Here is a 19,930-nt window from a genome sequence, read left to right on the forward strand (position 1 = left end):
CTCCGACGGATATTTGGGCAGAGAGGAAAAGCAAGAGAAGCTGAACTTGACCGATTGCTGCGCCGGGGGCAAGCATGGCGCGGGTTTTGGGAGGATGGCGATGCTATCACAGCTGCGGGTTTTAGAACCGCATCCGGGGATTTTGGCGTTTTATGATGGGCGGGTGGCAGGCCACCGCTTTGCTGCGGAGCCAAATTGGGTGGATGACGGCGCACTTTCGCTTGGGATCGCGTCTTATGCATTGATCGCCGGCGGGCAGGCGATTGTCTATGACAGCCATGTATCAGTGCCGCATGGGCGATTTATCCGCAGCGAGTTGGAACGGCACGGGGTAACTGATATCCGGGTGGTGCTGTCGCATTGGCATCTGGACCATGTTGCGGGCACCGAGGCGTTTGCGGACTGTCAAGTGATCGCCAATGCGCGCACCTTGGGGCATCTGACCGCGCGGCAGGCGGCGATAGAGGCAGGCACAGATCACGGCTTGCCTGTGATCTCGCCGTTGATCTTGCCGGATACGGTGTTTGAAGACCGCATGCGGCTTGACCTGGGTGGCGAGCCGGTGGAGTTGATCTCGGCCAATATTCATTCCGATGATGCGACGGTGTTGTGGTTGCCTGATCGGCGGATCTTGCTTGCAGGCGACACGGTTGAGGATTGCGTGACCTATGTGGGCGCGCCCGAAGAGTTCGACATTCATTTGCGCGATCTTAACCGGTTGGCGGAACTGGGTGCGGAGTGGGTGCTGCCCAATCACGGCGCTGCAGAGATGATCGCGCAGGGTGGCTATAACGCAAAGCTGCTGGCGGCGACCGCCGATTACATCCGGCATCTGCAAGCGGCTGATCCGCGCCCGATGGCCGAGATCATTGCGCCTTGGCTGAAAGATGGCACCTTGCGGTACTTTGAGCCCTATGAGGCGGTTCATGCGCAAAACCGCGCACGGGTGCAGGCGATGCGGGCGGCGATCCACGCGCTATGATGCTTGGGAACCAATGCTTCAGGCGTGCGTTGGCAAGCGTAGGGCAAATTGCACTTTGCTTGGCTAAGGCGGTATGCCATTTTGGCGCAGGAGGCGATCTGGGAGGACTGCTAGCCGATAACATCGCCAAACCCGGCCAATCTGGCCTGCGGTTTATGGGGTGTTATCGCATATCACCGCCAACCCTGTGCTTTGATGCGTGATCAGCGACCAGTTCGGAATCAGTTTCGATCTCTGGCCGCCATGAGTTTTGAAAGGACGATCGATGAGAAGATTGCTTGGAACCACCACGGCCCTGTCTATGGCGATGTTCAACGTGCAACCTTGGCCATTGCAGGCGCAAACCCTGACTGACTCGGGCGCCGTCGTGGCGGCAGATGGCTCGGTTTTGTGCGAACCGACCGCAGATGCCGCTTGCGATCCGTCGCAGTTCGTCGATCAGGCCAAGGCGATAGAACAGCAGATGGCGGCTCAAGCAGAAGCTGCAGCTCAGGCTCAGGCAGAGGCTGAAGCACAGGCTCAGGCAGAAGCCGCAGCGCAGGCTCAGGCAGAGGCCGAAGCACAGGCTCAGGCAGAAGCTGCAGCACAGGCTCAGGCAGACGCCGAAGCTGCAGCACAGGCTCAGGCAGAAGCTGATGCACAGGCTCAGGCAGAAGCCGAAGCACAAGCCCAGGCAGAAGCCGCAGCACAGGCTCAGGCGGATGCTGAAGCACAGGCTCAGGCAGACGCCGAAGCTGCGGCACAGGCTCAGGCAGAAGCTGAAGCACAGGCTCAGGCAGAGGCTCCAGCCGGAGAGATTCCTGTTGAAGAACCTGCTCCTGCTGAAGAAGCGACTGATCAGGCCCCGATGGAAGAGGCTGTAGAGCAGCCAGCTGACTCTGAGGCCGCGACTGAAGAGGTTACTCCGGCGGATGAGGCTGCGTCTGACGAGGCCGCAGCCGGTGAGGGCATGGAAGCTGCCCCGGCGGACGAGGCTGCTCAGGCTGCCCCAACCGATGAAGCTGTGGAGGAACCAGCTCCGGCTGAGGCTGCGACCGACACCACCGAAGCTGCCCCCACCGAGGAAGCGACAGAGGCCGCCCCGGCGGATGAACCCGCCGACGCAGCCCCGACCGAGGAAGCAGCTACGACCGAGCAAGCGGCTCCCGCTGAGGAAGGTGCCACTCCAGAGGCGAGTGCCGAGACGGCTCCTGTGGATCCGGCCACCGAAGAGGCGGCAGTGTTGCCCGCAACCGTGACCGATCCGGCGACGGGCGAGACTTTGGTAGTTGATCCCGCCACTGGCGCTGCGATGACCGAAGAAGAAGCCACCGCCAAGGCCGCCGAGCAGGAAAAGTCGCTGGCAGAAGCGGAAAAGGAAATCGCGGTCGAGGCTGATGGCACCGTGGTTGATCCTTCGGCTGGCTTGAAAACCGCTGAAACCGTTGTTGATCCGAACGCAACGCCGGTGGATGTACCGGTGGCCTCGGAAACCGAGGTGCAGACGCTGACCAACCTGCTTGATCAACCCGAGGGCATTGATCCGGCGGCGCTGGGTGCAGCTGCTGCTTTGTCGACTCCGGCGGTCGAGGGCGAAAAACCTGCAGATCAGGCGCCGTCGGCGGATGCCGTGGCCACTGTCACCGAAATGCTCGACGATAATGCGGTGCGCAGCTCGACGCAGGAATTCGCGGCGGCTCCGGTGTTGCTGGGCAGCGACAAAAAGAAAAAGAGTGGGCTTTCCGATCTGGAAAAAGTTGGTCTCGTGGCGCTGGGCGCTTTGGTCGTCGGCGCGATCATTCAGGACAACAACAAGGATCGTCGGGGCCGTGAAGCCGCGAAAGTGGTGTCAAACACCGGTGACCGGGTTGTCGTTCTGAAACCCGATGGCACGTATCAGGTCTACAAGGACGATGATGCGGTGCTGCGTCAGCCCGGCTCGAACGTGCGGACCGAAACCTACCGTGACGGCTCGACCCGCACGATTGTTGAGCGCCGCGACGGCACGCAGGTTGTCACCATCCGCGATGCTTCGGGGCGGGTTCTGCGCCGTGCGCAATATGACGAGCGTGGTCGTGAACTGGTGCTGATCGACGATCTGGAACCAGAGCGCGTGGTGATCGTGCGCGATCTGCCGAAGCCGCGCCCGAACCGGGTGGTTATCTCGACCAAGGACAACGACTATGCGTTGAAGGCGGCGCTTGCAGCGAAGGATATTGCCAAGATCGGCCGGACCTTCAGTCTGCGCCAGATCCGCGAGATTCCAGAGGTGCGCTATCTGGCGGCGACCGTCGATGTCGATAACGTCAACTTTGCCTCGGGCTCGTCCGCGATTGCTGCGGATGAGGCGTCCGATCTGGCGGAGTTGGGCAGCTTGATGCAGGAAATGCTGGATGCAAACCCCGGCGAGATGTTCCTGATCGAGGGCCACACCGATGCGACCGGTAAGGCTGCGATGAACCTTGCTTTGTCGGATCGGCGCGCGGAATCTGTGGCTTTGGCACTGACGGAATATTTCGACATTCCGCCGGAAAACATGGTCATCCAAGGCTATGGCGAGAGCGAGCTGCGCATTGACACCCAGAACGATGAGCCCCGCAACCGTCGTGTGGCGGTGCGGATCATCACGCCGCTGCTGAAAGGCGTAAAATAGGCCAGGATTGAGGCTATCAAGGCCCCGAGGGAAACCTCGGGGCCTTTGCTTTTGCTGTGGTCCCAACTCGGGACCTTTTTTGTTTGTTTTATATCAATCGGTTAGTTTTTTAAATTTATGGTTTGTTAATCTTTGCACCAAATTGGGCGCGATTTGCTTCGGCCATTCCGGCTGCCAGTTTTGCAGCAGCCAAGGCACACTGGCTTCGATCCCGGGCATCTGGATGTCGCTGGCAAGGGCAATTTTGACGCCGTGCCGATCCGCTCTCGGATGTGTTGGCCAAAGGCTTAGCGGTCATTCATCCCCTTGCCATCAAGTATCCGGGCGCTGTGCTTTGCAATCCGTGCGGTTTTGGTGGCAGAGGCCTTGGGCTGGTTGAAGTGCAAAAGATAGCCGCGCCTGCGCCCCGGCGTCAGCGCATCGAAAGCCAGAGCGAGATCAGGGTTATCGTCCAAGGCCGCGATCAGTTCGTCGGGGTAGGGCAGATCATCCTTGGCGAAAGTGATCTTCGCGCCGGATTTCTCTAGCGCAACTGCGGCTTGGATATAGGCGATCAAAGTGGCTTTCGCTTGGTCGATCTGGGCCAGATCGGTGAATTTCACCATCCGCACCGCGCGCGAATTCTCGCCCGGCGCAGCCAGAATTCCGGCGGAGTCGTCCAGCAGCACCCCCTTGAAAAACCCCAAAGTGGCGGCGTCTTTGAAGCCCCAAAGCAGGGCAACATTGCCGCCTTCAAAGCAATAGCAAGGGCCGCGCCATTTGTAGATTTCTTCCAGCCCACAGCCCAGCAGAATGGCGCGCAGGGCTTGCAATTCGGCCTGCCAGATCGGCGCCGCGTCGAAGAAGCTGGTGATTTTGGGGTCGCGTTCTGCCATGATAGCATCCTTTCAACCGCTGGGCCCTACGGTTAGCGCAGCGCTGCTGGTCTGTCTATCAGGGGACGCAGGTTGCATGCTGACGCAGGTTGCGTGCTGCGGACCAAGTGGCGCGGGCCAAGTCCAGCTTGCCAAGTCCAGCTTGCCAAGGGGCGCGGGCATGAAAAAGGGGGCCAGAGGCCCCCTTTGGAAAACGTAAGTATGATGGCGGCCTTACTTCGGCGTGACCATCATCACCATTTGGCGGCCTTCCAGCCGTGGCATCGATTCGATCTTGCCAGCCTCGCCCACATCCGCAGCGACGCGGTGCAGCAGTTCAAGGCCAAGTTCCTGGTGCGCCATCTCGCGGCCACGGAAGCGCAGGGTGACTTTCACCTTGTCGCCTTCATCAAGGAATTTCAGCACCGAGCGCATCTTCACGTCATAATCATGCGTGTCGGTGCCGGGGCGGAATTTGATCTCTTTGATCTCAATGATGTGCTGCTTCTTGCGGGCCTCGGCCTCACGTTTCTGCTGCTCATATTTGAACTTGCCGAAATCCATGATTTTGCAAACGGGTGGCTCGGCATTCGGCGAGATTTCCACCAGATCAAGCCCAGCTTCCTCGGCCATCTGCATCGCGCGGGCGGGGGTGACCACGCCGACGTTTTCACCATCCGCGCCGATCAGGCGAATCTCGGGCGAGCGGATGCGATCATTGATGCGCGGGCCGGTTTCGCGTTGCGGCGGGGCATTGTGGGGTCTGCGGGCTATGGTGGTGGTCCTTTGAATGGTTATCAGCCCGCGCAAGATAGTCGCGGCGGGGCCAAGCTTCAACCTGAAAAGCCATGGAAATGGTGCATGATCTGCCTGTTTGGCAAGCAATCGTCACGCATCGCCGCGGCGGGCACCCTGTGCAGGTCTTTTCTTTTGCGACAGATTCTGTCATAGCCCGGTTAACCGAAGGCTAATCGGTATTGGGAGAATGAATATGAACAAGAACGTCCTTATCGGCATCGTGCTGATCGCTCTGGCTGGCGCTGGCTATTATCAGTTCAGCATGAAGCCTGCTCAGGAAGCGGCAGTGGCGGCAGCGGCGGAAGCCAAAGCAGCAGAAGAAGCCGCAACCAAAGCAGCAGCAGATGCGGCTGCGGCAACCCAGAAAGCCGCCGATGATGCGGCAGCGGCAGCAACAGCGGCAGCAACCGAAGCAGCAGCCACGGCGACCGCTGCGGCCAATGACGCGGCAGCAGCCACCACCGAAGCTGCGGGCGCTATGGCCGAAGCCACCACCGAAGCAGCAGGCGCTATGACCGAAGCTGCAGGCGGCATGGCCGCAGATGCAATGGCAGCGCTGGACCCGGCAAACTTTGACGCGGCCAAGGTCAATGCGATGATCGACGCCTCGGCTTTGGATGCGTCGCTGAAAACCTCGCTGAAAGCCGGCGTTGATGCCGCTGCAGCCGACCCGAGCAAAGTTGCCAGCGCTTTGGCCGCAGTGAAAGCCGCTTTGGGCATGTAATCTGCCGTAAAGCAACAATCGGGCCGCGCTGGGGTAACCCAAGCGCGGCCTTTTTCATTTCAAGCGCAGTTCGCTGTCGATCAGCGTCAGATTGGGCCAGTGCCACAGCACCAGATTGCGTGCATCGGGCGCGGTGCCTTTGGCGTAAGACGGCACAATCAGGCCATGGTATCCGGCAGCGATCAGGCTTTCGGCGATGTCTTGTGCGCGTGACGTGCCGCGGCTGTGCATTTGCAAGCGCCAATCATCCGCCGCCAGATCCGCCAAAGCGATGCCACGCGCCGCCAGATGCGCTAGGTTGGTTGCATCAAAGATATCCGTCAGATCAGCGGTGTAGCTGACCAGAGTCACCGGCTCGAACGGGCGGCCGATCTGATTGGCCTCGGCCACCGCCCCCATCACCGACATCGCCGTATAAAGCGCCGCGCGGCCCTTGGCGTTAAAGCGCCCGCCATGGCGCTTGGCACCTTCCCCCGACAAAGGATCGCGCGCCCAGATCGGGTTGAGCGCGCGGTAGAGCGGGCCCTTATAGGCGCAGGACGGTTCAGGCAAAGCCGCCCGCATCCACCGCGTCGATGTAATCCATCACATCGGCCGCCTTCCCATCCTGCAGCAAACGCGCAGGCGTCATGCCGCCAAAACCCGGCAGCGGTTCAGATCGGAACCACGCATAGGCCACCAAGCCCGAACCAAAACGCGGCGTCAGGCGGTTGATGATTTCCACCATCTCACGCAGGCGGGTCTGGGTTTTCGCCGAAGCCAGCCGATCCTTGCGCGCAATCGCATCGCGACCAAGCCCGGCGGTGCGGGCGATTTCATCTTGGGTGGTCAGCCATTCCTCTGCCAGCAGCCGGGGCTGGAACAGGGATTTTTCGGAAAAGGCAAGGATGTTCATAGCGGCCTCCATGCAGATTGACGCGTATATACGCCAATCTGCGTGGAAAGTCAAAGGGCAGTGCAGGGCCAGTATGAAACGGCTTGGCGTCAGATCCCGTCGCCGACGAAGGCTTTTTCGACCACAAATTGTTTGGGGTCAGAATTGGCACCTTCATGCAGACCAAAACCTTCGAGGATGGCTTTGACATCGACGTTGAAGGCAAGGCTGCCACAGACCATGGCGCGGTCTTCTTCCGGGTTCATTTTCGGCAGGCCAAGATCGGCAAAGACCTTGCCGGATTGCAGGTTGTCGGTGACGCGGCCCATGTGGTGGAAGGGCTCCCGCGTCGTGGTGGGGTAGTAGCGCAGCTTGTCACCGACCAATTCGCCGATCAGCGGATCATCTGACAGGCTTTCCACCAAAGCCTGACCATAGGCAAGTTCGGCCACTTCGCGGCAGGTGTGCATCATGATGACTTGGTCGTACTTCTCATAGGTTTCCGGCTCGCGCAGAAGGCTTGCGAAAGGGGCAAAGCCAGTGCCGGTCGACAAAAGCCATAGGCGCTTGCCGGGCAGCAGGGCGTCATGCACCAGCGTTCCGACCGGCTTGGGGCGCAGGATAATCTCATCCCCGACCTTGATGTGCTGGAGTTTCGAGGTCAGCGGGCCATCCGGCACCTTGATCGAGTAGAACTCCAGCTCTTCATCCCAAGCGGGCGAGGCGATGGAATAGGCGCGCAGCAGGGGTTTGCCAGTATCGCCCATCAAACCGATCATCACGAATTCGCCCGAGCGGAAGCGCAGGGTTTTCGGGCGGCTGACGCGGAAGGAAAACAACCGGTCCGTCCAGTGTTTCACCGAAGTGACGGTCTGAGCGTCGGGCAGGTGCGGTTTGGCGGTGATGGTCGGCTCGGCGGTTGCGGACATGCGGATGCTCTCAGAGTTATTTGGCGTGGGCATACAAGGTTTGCGGGCTTGCGCAACAAAAACGTCAGCGCGGGCTTGCAGCCTCGGCTAAGGCGGATCAGGCGCGCAGGCGGGCCTGATAGTCATGGGCTTTCCAGTCGGCGCGGAATTTCCACTGCGCTTCGGGCTGGCGAGCGGCCATTTCATCGGGGATTTCGACATCGTCAAAACCGGTGCGGCGTGCCATCGGATATTGGTCGGCGATCACCGGGCCCATAGCGCGCAGATGGCCTTTATACCCCAGCGCGCGCAGGCGGTGGCCGATGGTGAAGGCGCGGCCGTCGGAGAACGCCGGGAAGGCGATGCGGATCAGGGTGAGGTCGGCCAGATAGGGCAGCAGAGCCTCGGGCGCGTCGGTGTGCAACAGATCAACCGCGCCTTTGTGGCTGGCGATTTCGGCCAGCGGCACGGCGGTAACTTCAGGGGCGGGCGAGAAGCCCAGATCGGTGACGAGAACGCTCATGCGGCGCTATCCTTTCTGATCGGAACGGCTTTGCCATTGATAAAATGGATGCCACATTCAGTTTTATCCTGACCGCGCCAGCGGCCCGAGCGGGGGTCTTCGCCGGGCGCAACTTTGCTGGTGCAAGGCGCGCAGCCGATCGACGGAAAGCCTTGGGCGACCAGCGGATGCCGGGGCAGGCGGTTGTTGATCATGTATTCCTCAAGATCCTCGCGGCCCCAATGCGCCAGCGGATTGACCTTGATGCGGGTGTCGCCGTCGGCCTCAAAAAACTCCACCGCCGTGCGGGTCGAGGATTGGAAGCGCTTGCGCCCGGTGATCCAGCCGTCGAACGGGGCCAAGGCACGTTCCAGTGGCTCTACTTTCCGCACGGCGCAGCAGGCATCAGTGTTGAACTGATGCAGAGTGTTGTCGGGGTCTTCAAAATTTAGCCGGGCCGGGTTGGCGCGGATGGTGCGCACATCGCAGAGGTTCAGCTTTTCTGCCAGCTCGCGCTGATAGTCTAGGGTTTCCTGAAACAGCATCCGCGTGTCGACGAACAGCACCGGGGTTTCGGGGGCGATCACCGAAACCAGATGCAGCAGCACCACCGATTCCGCGCCGAATGACGACACAAGGGCGACTTGGCCCAAATCATCGTCTTTCAGCGCATGTTCCAGCACCGAAGTCGCGGCATGGTGTTTATACCGCGTATTCAGCACCTTAACCCGGTCAGCGACCGAGCCTGCGGGGAAATCACGCGGCATCACGTCCGCCTTCTGCGTCATAAAGCGCGGCTTTGAACGGTGCAAATCCGGCGCGGCGGTAGGTTTGCAGGAAGGTTTCCGAGGCATCCTCGCGGATTTCCAGATAGGCGCGGATGATGCGCTCGATGGCAGGCACGATCTCGTCATAGGCGAAACCTGGGCCGGTTTTCTCGCCAATGCTGGCGGTCTCGGTGCCGTCACCGCCAAGGGTGATCTGGTAGTTTTCCACGCCTGCGCGGTCCAACCCCAAGATGCCGATATGGCCGACATGGTGATGGCCGCAGGCGTTGATGCAGCCCGAGATCTTGATTTTCAGCGGGCCGACGTCGTGTTCCAGCTTGAGTTCTTCAAACCGCAGCGCGATTTCTTGCGCGACCGGGATCGAGCGGGCGGTGGCAAGCGCGCAATAATCCATGCCGGGGCAGGCGATGATATCGCTGATCAGGCCGACATTGGCGGTGCCAAGTCCCGCTTGGGTCAGGGCCGCGTGAACGGCGGGCAGGTCAGATTTATGCACATGCGGCAGGATCACGTTCTGCTCGTGGCTGATGCGCAGATCGTTGTGGCCGTATGTCTCGGCCAGATCGGCCATCACGCGCATCTGATCAGAGGTGGCATCGCCGGGGGTCTGGCCGTGGGCTTTGACGCTGATGGTGACGATGGCGTATTGGTCGTTGCGGTGTTGGGCAAGGTTGGTATCGACCCAAGCGCGGAAGCTCGGGTCGGCTTTGTAGAAGGCGTCATAGGCGTCAATGGGCGCATTGCGGAACGCCGGGGGGGCGAAGGCCGCGCGGATATCCTCCAGCAAAGCCTGATCGGCACCGCCGAATTGCGGGCGGGTTTCAAGGAAGCGTTCCTCGATCATCCGGCTGATTTCGTCGCGGCCTGTCTCATGCACGGTGATCTTGATGCGGGCTTTGTATTTGTTATCGCGGCGGCCCAGCACGTTATAGACCGACAGCACCGCCTCGACATAAGGCAGCAGATCGGCCACGGGCAGGAAATCGCGGACGGTAAATGCGATCATCGGAGTGCGGCCAAGTCCACCGCCGACCATCACTTCAAAACCCGGTTCTCCGGCGGCATTGCGGACCATGCGCAGGCCGATGTCATGCGCCTTGGTCACGGCGCGGTCATTCGGAGAGCCGGTGATGGCGATCTTGAACTTGCGCGGCAGGAACTGAAATTCCGGGTGGTCGGTGGACCATTGGCGCAGCAGTTCGGCATAGGGGCGGGGGTCTTCGATCTCGTCCGCCGCAGCCCCGGCGAAATGATCGGCGGTGACGTTGCGCACGGTGTTACCCGAGGTCTGGATGGCGTGCATTTCCACATCGGCCAAAGCGGTCAGGATCGCTGGCACGTCGGGCAGTTTCGGCCAGTTATACTGAATGTTCTGCCTTGTGGTGAAATGGCCGTAGCCCTTATCCCAAGTGTCGGCGATCAGCGCCAGTTGCCGCATTTGGCGCGGATTGAGCGTGCCGTAAGGGATAGCGACGCGCAGCATATAGGCGTGCAGTTGCAGATAAAGGCCGTTCATCAGGCGCAGGGGGCGGAATTCATCCTCGGTCAGCGAGCCGTCAAGGCGGCGGTTGACCTGATCGGTGAACTGCGAGACGCGGGCGCGGACGAAAGATTCGTCGAAATCAGAGTAGTTATACATTTTCAGCCTCGGTGCTCAGGTCCACTTGCTTGCCGTGCGCATAGTTGGAGGGGCCACGGGTGCGGAAGGCTTCGCGGAAATGCACAGGCTCTGGGCCGTTCGGGCCAGCTTTTGCATCGGCAAGGTAAGCGCCGACGATGACGTTGCGCTGTGCGCTGCCAAACAGCAGCCGGATCTGGGCGTGAGCCTCATCCGCGATCAACTCGGCCTCGTGATGCAGGCGTGTCCAGCGATCATCGGCGGTAAGATAAACCACGTCGCCTTCCCGCAGATCATTGGCGGTGACGACTTTGGGGATAAACTGGCGGCTCATGCTTGCGTCCCTGTTGGGCTGGTCGGTATCGGTTGCGGCAATGCGGTAGAGGATCACCGCCACTCCTGCAAGGGCAGTCAAGCGGGGCAAGGGGTGATCCAGTGGTTTTACTCTGCCAATATAGGATATTTTCCTATGTTTTTGCCAGTCCCCCTTGCGGATAAGGAAGAATGTTCCGATACTGCGGTGGATTAGAATGAATTTCCGCAAAGGAGGGTGTCTGGCGAATGGCAGCCCAGTTGGATGAGTTGGATCGGAAAATCCTTGCCGAGTTGCAAGAGGATGCCGAGCAATCTTTGGACGAAATCGCGCGCAAAGTAGGCTCGTCGAAGACCCCGGTGTGGAACCGCATCCGGCGGATGCGCGAACAAGGCGTGATCCTGAAACAGACAGCCCTTCTGGATGCCGAAAGCCTTGGGCTGGAGGCCTGTTTCTTCGTGCTGATCCGCACCTCGCAGCACGAGGCCGACTGGCAGCACAAATTCCTGCAAGTGCTGCGAAGCCGCCCAGAAGTGCTGGAGGCGCATCGGCTGGCTGGGGATATCGACTATATCCTGAAAGTGCTGGTGAAGAATGCGCGGGCCTATGACACGTTCTATCAGGCGTTGATTTCAGAAGTGAAGATTTACAACGTGACAGCGCTTTTGAGCATGGAAGAAATCAAAGCAACGACTGTGTTGCCACTCTAGCGAAGACGAAATTCAAAACACGAATTTCAAGGGGGCTGTCTGCCCCCTTACCCCAGAGGATACTTGCGCCAATGTGAAACTCAGCGCTTTGGGCTTTCATACTGGCCTAAATATCCCGGGGTGAGCCCGAAGGGCGAGGGGTTGGCCCCTGGCTTTGCCCCGGCTTGAAGGGTTTGCGCTTTTTCCGACATCCTGTGCCCCCCGGACTTGATCCGGGGTTTGCCGCTTTGACCAGAGGCCCCGGATCAAATCCAGGGCGGCGTGGAGATGGCAGCCCGGGCTAAGTTGCCTGCACCATCAGCTTGGTGAGCCCGTGGAAGTGATAGACGTCGCCATAGCTCGGAGCCTCGGCCAGCCGCAGTGTCGGCAGACGTTGGAACAGGATTGGCAGGGCTGCTTGCAGCTCCAACCGGGCCAGCGGCGCGCCGACGCAGAAATGCAGGCCCGCGCCAAAGCTGACATGCGGTTTGGCGGGGCGGTTTGGCTGGAATTGCCCGGGGTTTTCCCACACGCCGGGATCGCGGTTGGCCGCAGCCAGCAGCAGCGCCACCTGTTCGCCGCGATGGAACGTGTGGCCCATAACCTCGATATCCTCATATGCCCAGCGGGTGAACATATGCAGGGCGGGATCAAAGCGCAGGATTTCTTCAACGCAGGTTTCGGCATTGTCCGGCGTGACGGTATGGCCGGTTTCCAGCAGGGTTTTGACACCATTGCCGATGGTGTGCACGGTGGCCTCGTGGCCTGCGTTCAGCAGCAGGATGCAGGTGGTGATCAGCTCGTCCGTGGTCAGCTTTTCTCCGGCCTCTTCGGCGGCGATCAGGCTGGTGATCAGATCGTCACGCGGATCGGCGCGACGGGCTTCGACATATTGCCGCATGAAGGCGACGAAGGCCTCGGTCGCGGCAATTGCGCGGTCTTCGCGGGCGCGGTCGCGGCCCGCCATATACATGCCGACCATAGCGTTCGACCAGCGCAGCAGATCATCGGACATCGCTTCTGGCACGCCCAGCAGGCGGGCGATGATGATGACTGGCAGCTTTTGGCCGAACTGCGCCAACAGATCGAACGGCCCTGCGGGGAAGGCGTCGATCAGCTGATGCGTCAGGGTCTCAACCTCGGGCAGCAGGCCCGCGATGCGGCGCGAGGTGAAGGCGCGCAGCACAAGGCCACGCAGGCGGGTGTGGCGCGGCGGCTCAAGCTCCAGCATCGAATGGGCCTCAACCGCGTAGAACGGTGCCAGATGCGGAGGGATTTTGGGTGCCAGTTCGGCAGGGGCTTCGCGGCCAAAGCGGCGGTCGCGGAAGATCGCCGAGCAGGCAGCAGCGTTGCCGGTGCAGGCCATGCCATATTCGGCCCAGTGGAAGAACGGACCTTGCGCACGGGCGCGCTCGTAAAACGGGTAGGGGTTTTGCACGAAACCCGGATCCAAAGGCGATTGATGCAGGGTATTCATGCGCGTCGCCCCAAGGGAATGATGCCCTGCGCCACCAGAACGCCAATCGCCACCAAGCCAGCGGCGGCAGCCTGCGCCCAATCCCAGCGCCCGCCCATCGCAAACAAAATGATCATCACATAGAACGGCGCCGCGTTGATGTGCAGAGCTGACAGCCCGATGCCGAGTTTTTCGACCGACATGATCCACATCAGTTGGCTGATGCCAAGCGAGCCGACAGAAAACGCCAGCAAGGCGATCAGCTCTTTCCAGCCCCAGCGGCTGAACTCCGGCAGTGGATTGCCAGCCGCGATGCCAAGGCTGGCGACGGCGCTGACAGCAATCGCTGCACCTGCGATGGTCAGAGCGGTGCGGCCTATCGGTGACAGGCCGGGAAATGCCGTGACGGTCAGGCGCGAACCCAAGGCAAAAGAGACCACCGAGCCAAAGCACAAAAGCGCGCCGAAGCCCAACGACAGCCCGCCGCCTTTGAAATCCAGCGCCATCATGCCGCCTGCCAAGGACAACAGCAGGCCCAGAACCAAGGCGCGGCTGAGTTTGCGGCCATCCAAGGCAACCTCCAGCGCGATGCCAACCACCGGCAGGGTGGCCGAGATCACCGCCGCCGTCACCGCCCCGCCGCGCGCTTGCCCCTGCACCAGAAACCACGCCCCCAGCCCGATCAGACTGCCAACGGCGATGCCTTTCAACCAGTTGACACGCAGCAAAGCGCCCGGCCCCTCCATCAGTGCCCAGACCGGCAACAGCGCCAGCGCCGCCAATGCCATGCGCAGGCTGCTGAGCTGGTCGGCAGGCAGCAACGGAATGATGAAATCGGCGGCGGGCAGACCCGCGGCCCAGATCAACATCGAGGCCATACAGATCAGATTGGCCCCCAGCAAGCTGGGCGCGGGCGCGGCGGGAAGGTTGGTTTCTGCTGTCATCGACTCATTCTAGGTGGTGCGGCGATCCGCGCTGCTCTGTCCGCGACGCGCTTCGGTCAGGCGGCGGCGAGGGCGGCAACAATTGCGCCGAAATCGGCAGCTTTCAGGCTGGCCCCGCCGACCAAAGCACCATCGACATCCGGCACCGCAAAGATCTCGGTCGCATTCGACGGCTTCACCGAACCACCATAAAGCAGGCGTGTTTTCCCGGCTTCGGCCCCGATATGCGCGGTCAGGCGCGCACGCAGAAACGCGTGAACTTCGGCGATCTGTGCGATGGTTGGGGTGCGGCCGGTGCCAATTGCCCAGACCGGCTCATAAGCGATCACAAGCTGAGAACCCGTCGCCGCGGCAGGCACAGAGCCGTCCAACTGCGCGCCAATCACCGCCAAAGTCTCGCCGGCATCACGCTCGGCCTCGGTTTCACCCAGACAAACCACCGCGATCAGACCCGCAGCAATCGCAGCTTCAGCTTTGGCGCGCACCAATTCGTTGCGCTCTCCATGATCTGCCCGCCGCTCTGAATGACCCAAGATCACATGGCTCGCCCCGGCATCCGCCAGCATCGCCGCCGAAATATCGCCGGTATGCGCGCCCGAGCCCTTGGCGTGGCAATCCTGCCCGCCGACCAAAAGCGCCGATCCAGTCGCCAAACCAGCCATTTCGGCCAGCAAGGTCGTGGGCGGGCACAGCAAGATCTCGCAGCCGGGGGCCGGATGGGCCGACAAAAGCGCCGACACTTCCGCCAAAGCTGCCCGGTTGCCGTTCATTTTCCAATTGCCCGCCGCAAGCTTTTTCATCGCATCCTCCCAAGGTTCGCGCAAAGGGTTAGCGAAGCGAAAGCTCAAGGGAAAGCCCTTGGTATTGCTCTTTTGAAAATACTCAATCTTGCGACGCAACAGACCCGCCGATGCGCGCTGTGAAACCGTCAAATCCCGTCACACCAAGCACCCACCGCGCGTCAGCGCTGATAGACTTGCGGCAAAGCCGCGCTATGGGATCACGCAGATTCGGTTCATCACGCCGATCAGGCGTCTTTGAACTTGATGCTTTCGCCGCAACCGCAGGCCTCTGCCACGTTGGGATTGTTGAACTTGAAACCGGCATGCAGCAGATCGGATTCGTAATCAATCTCGGTGCCAAACAGGAACATCTGCGCCATGGGCGCTATCAGCACCCGCGCACCGTCTTGCTCGACAACTTCATCCATCGGATTGGCTTCGGCGACGTAATCCATGGTATATTCCATGCCCGCGCAGCCGCCCTTCTTGATGCCGATGCGCAGCCCCTGCGAGCCTTGCTTTGCCATCAGCCGTGCAATGTGCTGTGCGGCGATCGGGGTCAGGGTGACGGCGGCTTTGCCGGGGATGCCGAACATGGGGTGGTCCTTTACGCTATAGCGCCAAAGATAGGCATGCCGGGCGCGCCCGACAAGCCTTTACATAAAGCCTAATTCCAGCCGCGCCTCGTCCGACATCATCTCCATCCCCCAAGGCGGATCAAAGGTCATGCCAACCTTGACCTCTTTCACCCCAGCGACGGGCTCCACCGCATCCTGCACCCAGCCGGGCATCTCGCCCGCCACCGGGCAGCCGGGGGCGGTCAGGGTCATCATGATCTCAACGCTGTTCTCTGCCGAAATCTCGATCGTGTAGACCAAGCCCAGATCAAAGACGTTCACCGGAATCTCGGGGTCATAGACCGTGCGGCACGCCTCGACGATCTGCTCATACAGCGGATGTTCGGTGGTAGAGGGGCGGATCAGGGGGGCGCCCTCGATCTGGTCCAGCGGCTGGTTCATCTCATTCTCACGCGTTAGTTGAGTAATTATATAGGGATTGCGCAGCAAAGGTCCAGTGCCGGAAATTGAAATCGCGCGTCAGAGATATGGCAGCGCTAGAACAGCCGTCGCGCCAAGCCAGCTTGCCGGATGCCCCAAGTCAGCAACACAGATCCCGCCACCGCATAGGCATAGATCGCTGGGCGGCCGAAATCGGTAAACCGAAACAGCACAGCGCAAAACGCGACATGGATGAAGTAAATCCCCGAGCCGTAATCGTTCAAGGCCCGGCTGGCCAAAGTGCCGGGCAGTTTCAGCGCCAGCAGCATCAGCGCAGGCGCGGCCAGCCCCAGCGCGATCATGTTGTCATGCGCCACACCCTTGATGGCAAATCGCGCCAGAAACAGAGATTCGGCCAGCACCAGCGCCACGCCCAAAGCTGCTGCCACTTGCAACCAACCGATCCGCAGACGATCCGCCACGGCTTCGCGGGCAAATAGAAACCCTGCCAGCATGAAGGGCAGGCAGAGGAACACCGGGTTGCGATGCGGCGACAAGGGGTCGGAAAAGATTGCGCGGTTTGGCGTGATCAGATCCCAGGCAATGCCATAGGTCACCAAGATGCCGCCAAGGAATGTCAGGGCCGAAACCCACGCCAGCGCGCGGGTTGACCAATGCGAGATTGCCACAATCACCGCCGCCGCCATCACCATCCCGGCCAGATACCACAGATGCCAATAGCCAAACACCAAGGTGCGCAGGTTTTGCAAGGGCCCGCGCGCCACCAGCAACGGCCAATACAGCGGCAGATACAACAGCATCCACAGCACATAAAGCTGGCCCGCGCGTTTGACATAGCCCCAGCCACGCTGGCGGATCACCGCAGCTTGCAGAAAATAGCCGTTGAACAGCAAGAATATCGGCACGCCCAGCCGAAACAGCCCGTCGCCGGTCAGCAGGATCGCCGTCCGACCCAGCGGGGCGAACGGGTTGGCATGGATACCGACGACCATGAAAGCCAGAACAAGCTTCAGGACATCGACGGCGCGGCTGCGCGCGGCGCTGGACATGGTCTATGGTATCCGCTGTTAAAAGGGGAAAAAGCGCGTCAGATCAGAACGGGATTTCGTCATCCATATCCGAGCGTCCACCACCCGAACCTGAACCACCCCCCGCATTGCCGCCGCCGTAACCACCGCCACCGCCACGGTTATAGCCGCCGCCTGAATTGCCGCCACCACCGCCAGAATTGCCGCCCCCCTGATCTTCATAGCGGCCACGGTCATCGTCACCACCGCCACCCGCGCCGCCGCCATCACGACCGCCCAGCAGGGTCAGCGTGCCATTAAACTGGCGCAGCACGATTTCGGTGGTGTAGCGATCTGCGCCGGATTGGTCCTGCCATTTGCGCGTTTCCAGCTGACCCTCGATGTAAACCGTGGAGCCTTTGCGCAGATATTGCTCGGCGATCTTGCCAAGGTTTTCGTTGAAAATGGCGACAGAGTGCCACTCGGTCCGCTCTTTGCGCTCACCACTTTGTTTGTCGCGCCAAGTTTCCGAGGTCGCAAGCCGCAGGTTCACCACTTTGCCGCCATTGGGGAAATTGCGCACTTCCGGGTCGCGCCCCAGATTGCCGACGATGATCACTTTGTTGACGCCTGCCATCACGGGACTCCCTGATTCCGAATTTGGGTCTGATCTACCCGCCAGCATCGCGGCAGGTTGCTAATAATTTCTATAGACCGCCCGATCTGGCCCTGCAACCGGACAGCCGCCCATTGGCTGCAAGTTGATACGGTTGTAATCCAATGCACGCCTCAGGGCATGATGGGCAAGGCTTCGCCGATGGCCGCGGCGGTGGTTCCATCACAAGGCTGGCACCGGGCGGAAAATTGCGTATAGTGCCGCGAGATTTATTCCGGCTGAAACAGGATTGCCATGCGATTTGCGGCGTTGGTTTTGAAGGTGACAATTGCGGCGGGGCTGGCCCTGACGTCCGCGGGGGGCGCAGATGCTGAAGCGTTGAAGCTGGGCGGCAAGAAGAACCGCTCCAGCGTTTTGAAATCGCAGATGGCGCTGCTGGATGGGCGGTTGGCGGTGGAATATAACGGTTCGGCGCGGCTGAAGCCGAACTATAACAAAGATGATGCGGCGGCGGGCGTGGATGCGCCGGTGAAGCGGTTCTCTGGCAAATACCGGGGCGAATATCTTGAGGTCGCCAAGGCGGCCGCCCGCAAGCATGGCGTGCCAGAGGATGTTTTCCTGCGGCTGGTGCAACAGGAAAGTGGCTGGAACAGCGGGGCGGTGTCGGTCAAGGGGGCGACGGGTCTGGCGCAATTGATGCCGGGCACCGCGCAGCATCTGGGCGTTGATATCAACGATCCGGGCGAAAATCTGGAGGGTGGCGCACGCTATCTGCGGATGATGTATGATCGCTTCGGCACTTGGAAGCTGGCGCTTGCGGCCTATAATGCCGGACCGATGGCGGTCGAAAAGCACGGCGGTGTGCCGCCCTATGATGAGACCAAGAATTACGTCTTGGCGATTCTGGGCTAGGGATTTGTCGGCTGTCCACGCGTGGACACGCTTTGGTTTTATGCAAAATCAAGAAGTTAACCGGGGGTCATTTGCCTTTTGTTAACATTTGGCCGCAGTTTCGTCTGATCGCACCGGAGCCTCCGGCGGGGATATTTTTTGCCAGTATGAAATGGCTGGCGCAGCTTTGGCGCGAGGCTTGGCCCTCGGCCTGGCTTTGGGTTTACTTCCCGCAGCGGGGCCGTTAGACGGCGCGTTTTGCCAAGCGCGAGGGGCCGGATATGACGCTGTTTTGTGGGATCGACTTTGGCACGTCCAACTCGACGGTATCGCTGGCGGATGCGGATCGGGCATGGCTGATCGGGTTGGAAGATCAGGCCGAAACTTTGCCCTCGGCGGTGTTTTGGGAGCAGGATGGCGGCGCGCCGGAGTTTGGTCGTGCGGCGATTGCGGCCTATCTGCGCGGCGACGAGGGGCGGCTGATGCGCGGGCTGAAAAGCACGCTCGGCTCTGGCATGATTGACGAGCGCACGGCGATTGGCAGCCGTGCGGTGACGTTCCGCGAGGTGCTGACACGCTTCATGCGGCATATGGTCGGGGTTTTGCGCGACCATGCGCCGGGGGCAGACCGGGTGGTGTTGGGGCGGCCTGTGCATTTTGTCGATGGCGATGATGCAGGCGATTTGAAGGCGCAAACCGCGCTGGAGGAGATCGCGCGCGGTTTGGGCTTTCGGGAAGTGTCGTTTCAATACGAGCCGATCGCAGCCGCCTTGCAGTATGAGCAGGGCATCGCGCGCGAAGAACTGGTGTTGATCGTCGATATCGGCGGCGGTACGTCAGACTTTTCCATCGTGCGGGTGTCGCCCACGCGGGCGCGGGCGGCGGATCGGGGTGCGGATATTCTGGCCAATGACGGTATTCGCGTCGGCGGGACCGATTTTGACCGGTTTCTGAGTCTGGCCGAAGTGATGCCGCATCTGGGCTACAAGGCCACGACCAAGGGCGGTCAGGGCCTGATGCCAAACCATTATTTCCTTGATCTGGCGACATGGCACCGCATCAACATGCTGTACACCCAGCGGTGTCTGGCGGATTTGAAGGCGTTTCGGCGCGAGGTTGATCGGCCCGAATTGCTGGATCGTCTGATGAAGGTAATCTCTGAGCGGCAAGGTCATGCCGTGGCGATGGCGGTAGAGGCCGCGAAGATTGCGCTATCAGATCAAGAGGTTGTGCGGTTGCAACTGGCGGCTTTGACGGGCGGGCCAAACCCGATGCTGCGGCGCGAGGGGTTTGAGGCGGCGGTGTTGCCACAGGTGGAGCGGATTTCCGAGCGGCTGGGCGCGGTGCTGGCGCAGGCGGGCGTTGGGGTGGCGGATATTGGCACCGTGTTCATGACGGGTGGTTCTTCGGGCCTGCCGATCTTGCGGGCTTGCGTGCAGGCGGCGCTGCCGGGGGTTGCGATTGCCACCGGGGATATGCTTGGTTCGGTCGGGACGGGCCTTGCGCTGGATGCGCGGCGGAAGTTTTCCTGAG

At 60.9% G+C, this 19,930-nt stretch carries 22 protein-coding genes; 6 read left to right on the plus strand and 16 right to left on the minus strand.

Annotated features, from left to right (window positions below; all coding sequences use genetic code 11):
* Positions 1 to 100: 100 nt before the first annotated feature.
* Together QQJ98_RS11160 and QQJ98_RS11165 are read left to right on the plus strand one after the other, a co-directional pair.
* Positions 101 to 982: an MBL fold metallo-hydrolase gene (locus QQJ98_RS11160; RefSeq protein WP_284325405.1), complete on the plus strand. Its 882-nt coding sequence runs from the start codon at positions 101 to 103 to the stop codon at positions 980 to 982.
* Positions 983 to 1,247: 265 nt separating this feature from the next.
* A complete protein-coding gene (locus QQJ98_RS11165) occupies positions 1,248 to 3,614 on the plus strand; it encodes an OmpA family protein (RefSeq protein WP_284325406.1) in 2,367 nt (788 codons plus the stop codon).
* A 287-nt stretch (positions 3,615 to 3,901) separates the two neighbouring features.
* Here QQJ98_RS11165 and QQJ98_RS11170 read toward each other — a convergent pair whose 3' ends face one another.
* Together QQJ98_RS11170 and infC are read right to left on the minus strand one after the other, a co-directional pair.
* The gene (locus QQJ98_RS11170; protein WP_284325407.1) at positions 3,902 to 4,489 is read right to left on the minus strand and encodes a YdeI/OmpD-associated family protein; all 588 of its coding nucleotides are present in this window, start codon (positions 4,487 to 4,489) and stop codon (positions 3,902 to 3,904) included.
* Positions 4,490 to 4,702: 213 nt separating this feature from the next.
* Positions 4,703 to 5,305 carry a translation initiation factor IF-3 gene (gene infC, locus QQJ98_RS11175; RefSeq protein ID WP_284325408.1) on the minus strand — a complete coding sequence of 201 codons (603 nt, stop codon included), beginning with the start codon at positions 5,303 to 5,305 and terminating at the stop codon, positions 4,703 to 4,705.
* A gap of 154 nt (positions 5,306 to 5,459) precedes the next feature.
* Between infC and QQJ98_RS11180 the strand changes: the two genes are divergently transcribed.
* Positions 5,460 to 5,990: a hypothetical protein gene (locus QQJ98_RS11180; RefSeq protein ID WP_284325409.1), complete on the plus strand. Its 531-nt coding sequence runs from the start codon at positions 5,460 to 5,462 to the stop codon at positions 5,988 to 5,990.
* A gap of 54 nt (positions 5,991 to 6,044) precedes the next feature.
* Here the strand turns inward: QQJ98_RS11180 and QQJ98_RS11185 are convergent, their stop codons facing one another.
* The 7 genes from QQJ98_RS11185 to QQJ98_RS11215 form a co-directional block, all read right to left on the minus strand.
* On the minus strand, positions 6,045 to 6,542 hold the full coding sequence (locus tag QQJ98_RS11185; RefSeq protein WP_284325410.1) for an RES family NAD+ phosphorylase: 498 nt from the start codon (positions 6,540 to 6,542) through the stop codon (positions 6,045 to 6,047).
* A complete protein-coding gene (locus QQJ98_RS11190) occupies positions 6,535 to 6,885 on the minus strand; it encodes an MbcA/ParS/Xre antitoxin family protein (RefSeq protein ID WP_284325411.1) in 351 nt (116 codons plus the stop codon). The genes QQJ98_RS11185 and QQJ98_RS11190 overlap by 8 nt, the downstream gene beginning before the upstream one ends.
* A gap of 89 nt (positions 6,886 to 6,974) precedes the next feature.
* Positions 6,975 to 7,793 (minus strand): ferredoxin--NADP reductase, encoded by an 819-nt coding sequence (locus QQJ98_RS11195; RefSeq protein ID WP_284325412.1) that lies wholly within the window; start codon positions 7,791 to 7,793, stop codon positions 6,975 to 6,977.
* Between the two features lie 97 nt (positions 7,794 to 7,890).
* A complete protein-coding gene (locus QQJ98_RS11200; RefSeq protein ID WP_284325413.1) occupies positions 7,891 to 8,295 on the minus strand; it encodes a DUF934 domain-containing protein in 405 nt (134 codons plus the stop codon).
* The gene (locus QQJ98_RS11205) at positions 8,292 to 9,041 is read right to left on the minus strand and encodes a phosphoadenylyl-sulfate reductase (RefSeq protein ID WP_431307813.1); all 750 of its coding nucleotides are present in this window, start codon (positions 9,039 to 9,041) and stop codon (positions 8,292 to 8,294) included. The genes QQJ98_RS11200 and QQJ98_RS11205 overlap by 4 nt, the downstream gene beginning before the upstream one ends.
* A complete protein-coding gene (locus tag QQJ98_RS11210) occupies positions 9,031 to 10,701 on the minus strand; it encodes a nitrite/sulfite reductase (RefSeq protein WP_284325415.1) in 1,671 nt (556 codons plus the stop codon). Before QQJ98_RS11210 ends, QQJ98_RS11205 begins: the two co-directional genes overlap by 11 nt.
* Positions 10,694 to 11,014 carry a DUF2849 domain-containing protein gene (locus tag QQJ98_RS11215; protein WP_284325589.1) on the minus strand — a complete coding sequence of 107 codons (321 nt, stop codon included), beginning with the start codon at positions 11,012 to 11,014 and terminating at the stop codon, positions 10,694 to 10,696. The genes QQJ98_RS11210 and QQJ98_RS11215 overlap by 8 nt, the downstream gene beginning before the upstream one ends.
* Positions 11,015 to 11,241: 227 nt before the next feature.
* Between QQJ98_RS11215 and QQJ98_RS11220 the strand changes: the two genes are divergently transcribed.
* Complete coding sequence (locus tag QQJ98_RS11220) at positions 11,242 to 11,703, plus strand: Lrp/AsnC family transcriptional regulator (RefSeq protein WP_284325416.1); 462 nt, start codon at positions 11,242 to 11,244, stop codon at positions 11,701 to 11,703.
* 280 nt (positions 11,704 to 11,983) lie between these two features.
* Here QQJ98_RS11220 and QQJ98_RS11225 read toward each other — a convergent pair whose 3' ends face one another.
* The 7 genes from QQJ98_RS11225 to ssb form a co-directional block, all read right to left on the minus strand.
* Positions 11,984 to 13,159, minus strand: coding sequence for a cytochrome P450 (locus QQJ98_RS11225; RefSeq protein ID WP_284325417.1), 1,176 nt, complete (start codon positions 13,157 to 13,159; stop codon positions 11,984 to 11,986).
* Positions 13,156 to 14,082 carry an EamA family transporter gene (locus QQJ98_RS11230; protein ID WP_284325418.1) on the minus strand — a complete coding sequence of 309 codons (927 nt, stop codon included), beginning with the start codon at positions 14,080 to 14,082 and terminating at the stop codon, positions 13,156 to 13,158. Before QQJ98_RS11230 ends, QQJ98_RS11225 begins: the two co-directional genes overlap by 4 nt.
* Before the next feature lie 56 nt (positions 14,083 to 14,138).
* Complete coding sequence (gene tpiA, locus QQJ98_RS11235; protein ID WP_284325590.1) at positions 14,139 to 14,882, minus strand: triose-phosphate isomerase; 744 nt, start codon at positions 14,880 to 14,882, stop codon at positions 14,139 to 14,141.
* Positions 14,883 to 15,109: 227 nt separating this feature from the next.
* Complete coding sequence (locus QQJ98_RS11240) at positions 15,110 to 15,460, minus strand: HesB/IscA family protein (RefSeq protein WP_284325419.1); 351 nt, start codon at positions 15,458 to 15,460, stop codon at positions 15,110 to 15,112.
* 60 nt (positions 15,461 to 15,520) lie between these two features.
* Positions 15,521 to 15,883, minus strand: a complete 363-nt coding sequence (locus QQJ98_RS11245; RefSeq protein ID WP_284325420.1) for an SUF system Fe-S cluster assembly protein — start codon at positions 15,881 to 15,883, stop codon at positions 15,521 to 15,523.
* 95 nt (positions 15,884 to 15,978) lie between these two features.
* Positions 15,979 to 16,932 (minus strand): acyltransferase family protein, encoded by a 954-nt coding sequence (locus tag QQJ98_RS11250; RefSeq protein ID WP_284325421.1) that lies wholly within the window; start codon positions 16,930 to 16,932, stop codon positions 15,979 to 15,981.
* Between the two features lie 43 nt (positions 16,933 to 16,975).
* Positions 16,976 to 17,527: a single-stranded DNA-binding protein gene (ssb, locus tag QQJ98_RS11255; protein ID WP_284325422.1), complete on the minus strand. Its 552-nt coding sequence runs from the start codon at positions 17,525 to 17,527 to the stop codon at positions 16,976 to 16,978.
* A 273-nt stretch (positions 17,528 to 17,800) separates the two neighbouring features.
* On the opposite strand from ssb, the gene QQJ98_RS11260 reads away from it, so the two are divergent.
* Complete coding sequence (locus QQJ98_RS11260) at positions 17,801 to 18,418, plus strand: lytic transglycosylase domain-containing protein (protein WP_284325423.1); 618 nt, start codon at positions 17,801 to 17,803, stop codon at positions 18,416 to 18,418.
* A gap of 260 nt (positions 18,419 to 18,678) precedes the next feature.
* Positions 18,679 to 19,929: an Hsp70 family protein gene (locus tag QQJ98_RS11265; protein WP_284325424.1), complete on the plus strand. Its 1,251-nt coding sequence runs from the start codon at positions 18,679 to 18,681 to the stop codon at positions 19,927 to 19,929.
* Position 19,930 lies beyond the last annotated feature (1 nt).

The organism is Cypionkella aquatica, from assembly GCF_030161095.1.
Classification (GTDB): Bacteria; Pseudomonadota; Alphaproteobacteria; order Rhodobacterales; family Rhodobacteraceae; genus Cypionkella; species Cypionkella aquatica.

What these genes read in the sequence shown, in the direction of transcription:
- QQJ98_RS11160 (WP_284325405.1), top strand. Translation starts at nt 101, where the DNA reads ATGCTATCACAGCTGCGGGTTTTAGAACCGCATCCGGGGATTTTGGCG.
- QQJ98_RS11165 (WP_284325406.1), top strand. Translation starts at nt 1,248, where the DNA reads ATGAGAAGATTGCTTGGAACCACCACGGCCCTGTCTATGGCGATGTTC.
- QQJ98_RS11170 (WP_284325407.1), bottom strand. Translation starts at nt 4,489, where the DNA reads ATGGCAGAACGCGACCCCAAAATCACCAGCTTCTTCGACGCGGCGCCG.
- QQJ98_RS11180 (WP_284325409.1), top strand. Translation starts at nt 5,460, where the DNA reads ATGAACAAGAACGTCCTTATCGGCATCGTGCTGATCGCTCTGGCTGGC.
- QQJ98_RS11190 (WP_284325411.1), bottom strand. Translation starts at nt 6,885, where the DNA reads ATGAACATCCTTGCCTTTTCCGAAAAATCCCTGTTCCAGCCCCGGCTG.
- QQJ98_RS11195 (WP_284325412.1), bottom strand. Translation starts at nt 7,793, where the DNA reads ATGTCCGCAACCGCCGAGCCGACCATCACCGCCAAACCGCACCTGCCC.
- QQJ98_RS11200 (WP_284325413.1), bottom strand. Translation starts at nt 8,295, where the DNA reads ATGAGCGTTCTCGTCACCGATCTGGGCTTCTCGCCCGCCCCTGAAGTT.
- QQJ98_RS11205 (WP_431307813.1), bottom strand. Translation starts at nt 9,041, where the DNA reads ATGCCGCGTGATTTCCCCGCAGGCTCGGTCGCTGACCGGGTTAAGGTG.
- QQJ98_RS11210 (WP_284325415.1), bottom strand. Translation starts at nt 10,701, where the DNA reads ATGTATAACTACTCTGATTTCGACGAATCTTTCGTCCGCGCCCGCGTC.
- QQJ98_RS11215 (WP_284325589.1), bottom strand. Translation starts at nt 11,014, where the DNA reads ATGAGCCGCCAGTTTATCCCCAAAGTCGTCACCGCCAATGATCTGCGG.
- QQJ98_RS11220 (WP_284325416.1), top strand. Translation starts at nt 11,242, where the DNA reads ATGGCAGCCCAGTTGGATGAGTTGGATCGGAAAATCCTTGCCGAGTTG.
- QQJ98_RS11225 (WP_284325417.1), bottom strand. Translation starts at nt 13,159, where the DNA reads ATGAATACCCTGCATCAATCGCCTTTGGATCCGGGTTTCGTGCAAAAC.
- QQJ98_RS11230 (WP_284325418.1), bottom strand. Translation starts at nt 14,082, where the DNA reads ATGACAGCAGAAACCAACCTTCCCGCCGCGCCCGCGCCCAGCTTGCTG.
- tpiA (WP_284325590.1), bottom strand. Translation starts at nt 14,882, where the DNA reads ATGAAAAAGCTTGCGGCGGGCAATTGGAAAATGAACGGCAACCGGGCA.
- QQJ98_RS11240 (WP_284325419.1), bottom strand. Translation starts at nt 15,460, where the DNA reads ATGTTCGGCATCCCCGGCAAAGCCGCCGTCACCCTGACCCCGATCGCC.
- QQJ98_RS11245 (WP_284325420.1), bottom strand. Translation starts at nt 15,883, where the DNA reads ATGAACCAGCCGCTGGACCAGATCGAGGGCGCCCCCCTGATCCGCCCC.
- QQJ98_RS11250 (WP_284325421.1), bottom strand. Translation starts at nt 16,932, where the DNA reads ATGTCCAGCGCCGCGCGCAGCCGCGCCGTCGATGTCCTGAAGCTTGTT.
- ssb (WP_284325422.1), bottom strand. Translation starts at nt 17,527, where the DNA reads ATGGCAGGCGTCAACAAAGTGATCATCGTCGGCAATCTGGGGCGCGAC.
- QQJ98_RS11260 (WP_284325423.1), top strand. Translation starts at nt 17,801, where the DNA reads ATGCGATTTGCGGCGTTGGTTTTGAAGGTGACAATTGCGGCGGGGCTG.
- QQJ98_RS11265 (WP_284325424.1), top strand. Translation starts at nt 18,679, where the DNA reads ATGACGCTGTTTTGTGGGATCGACTTTGGCACGTCCAACTCGACGGTA.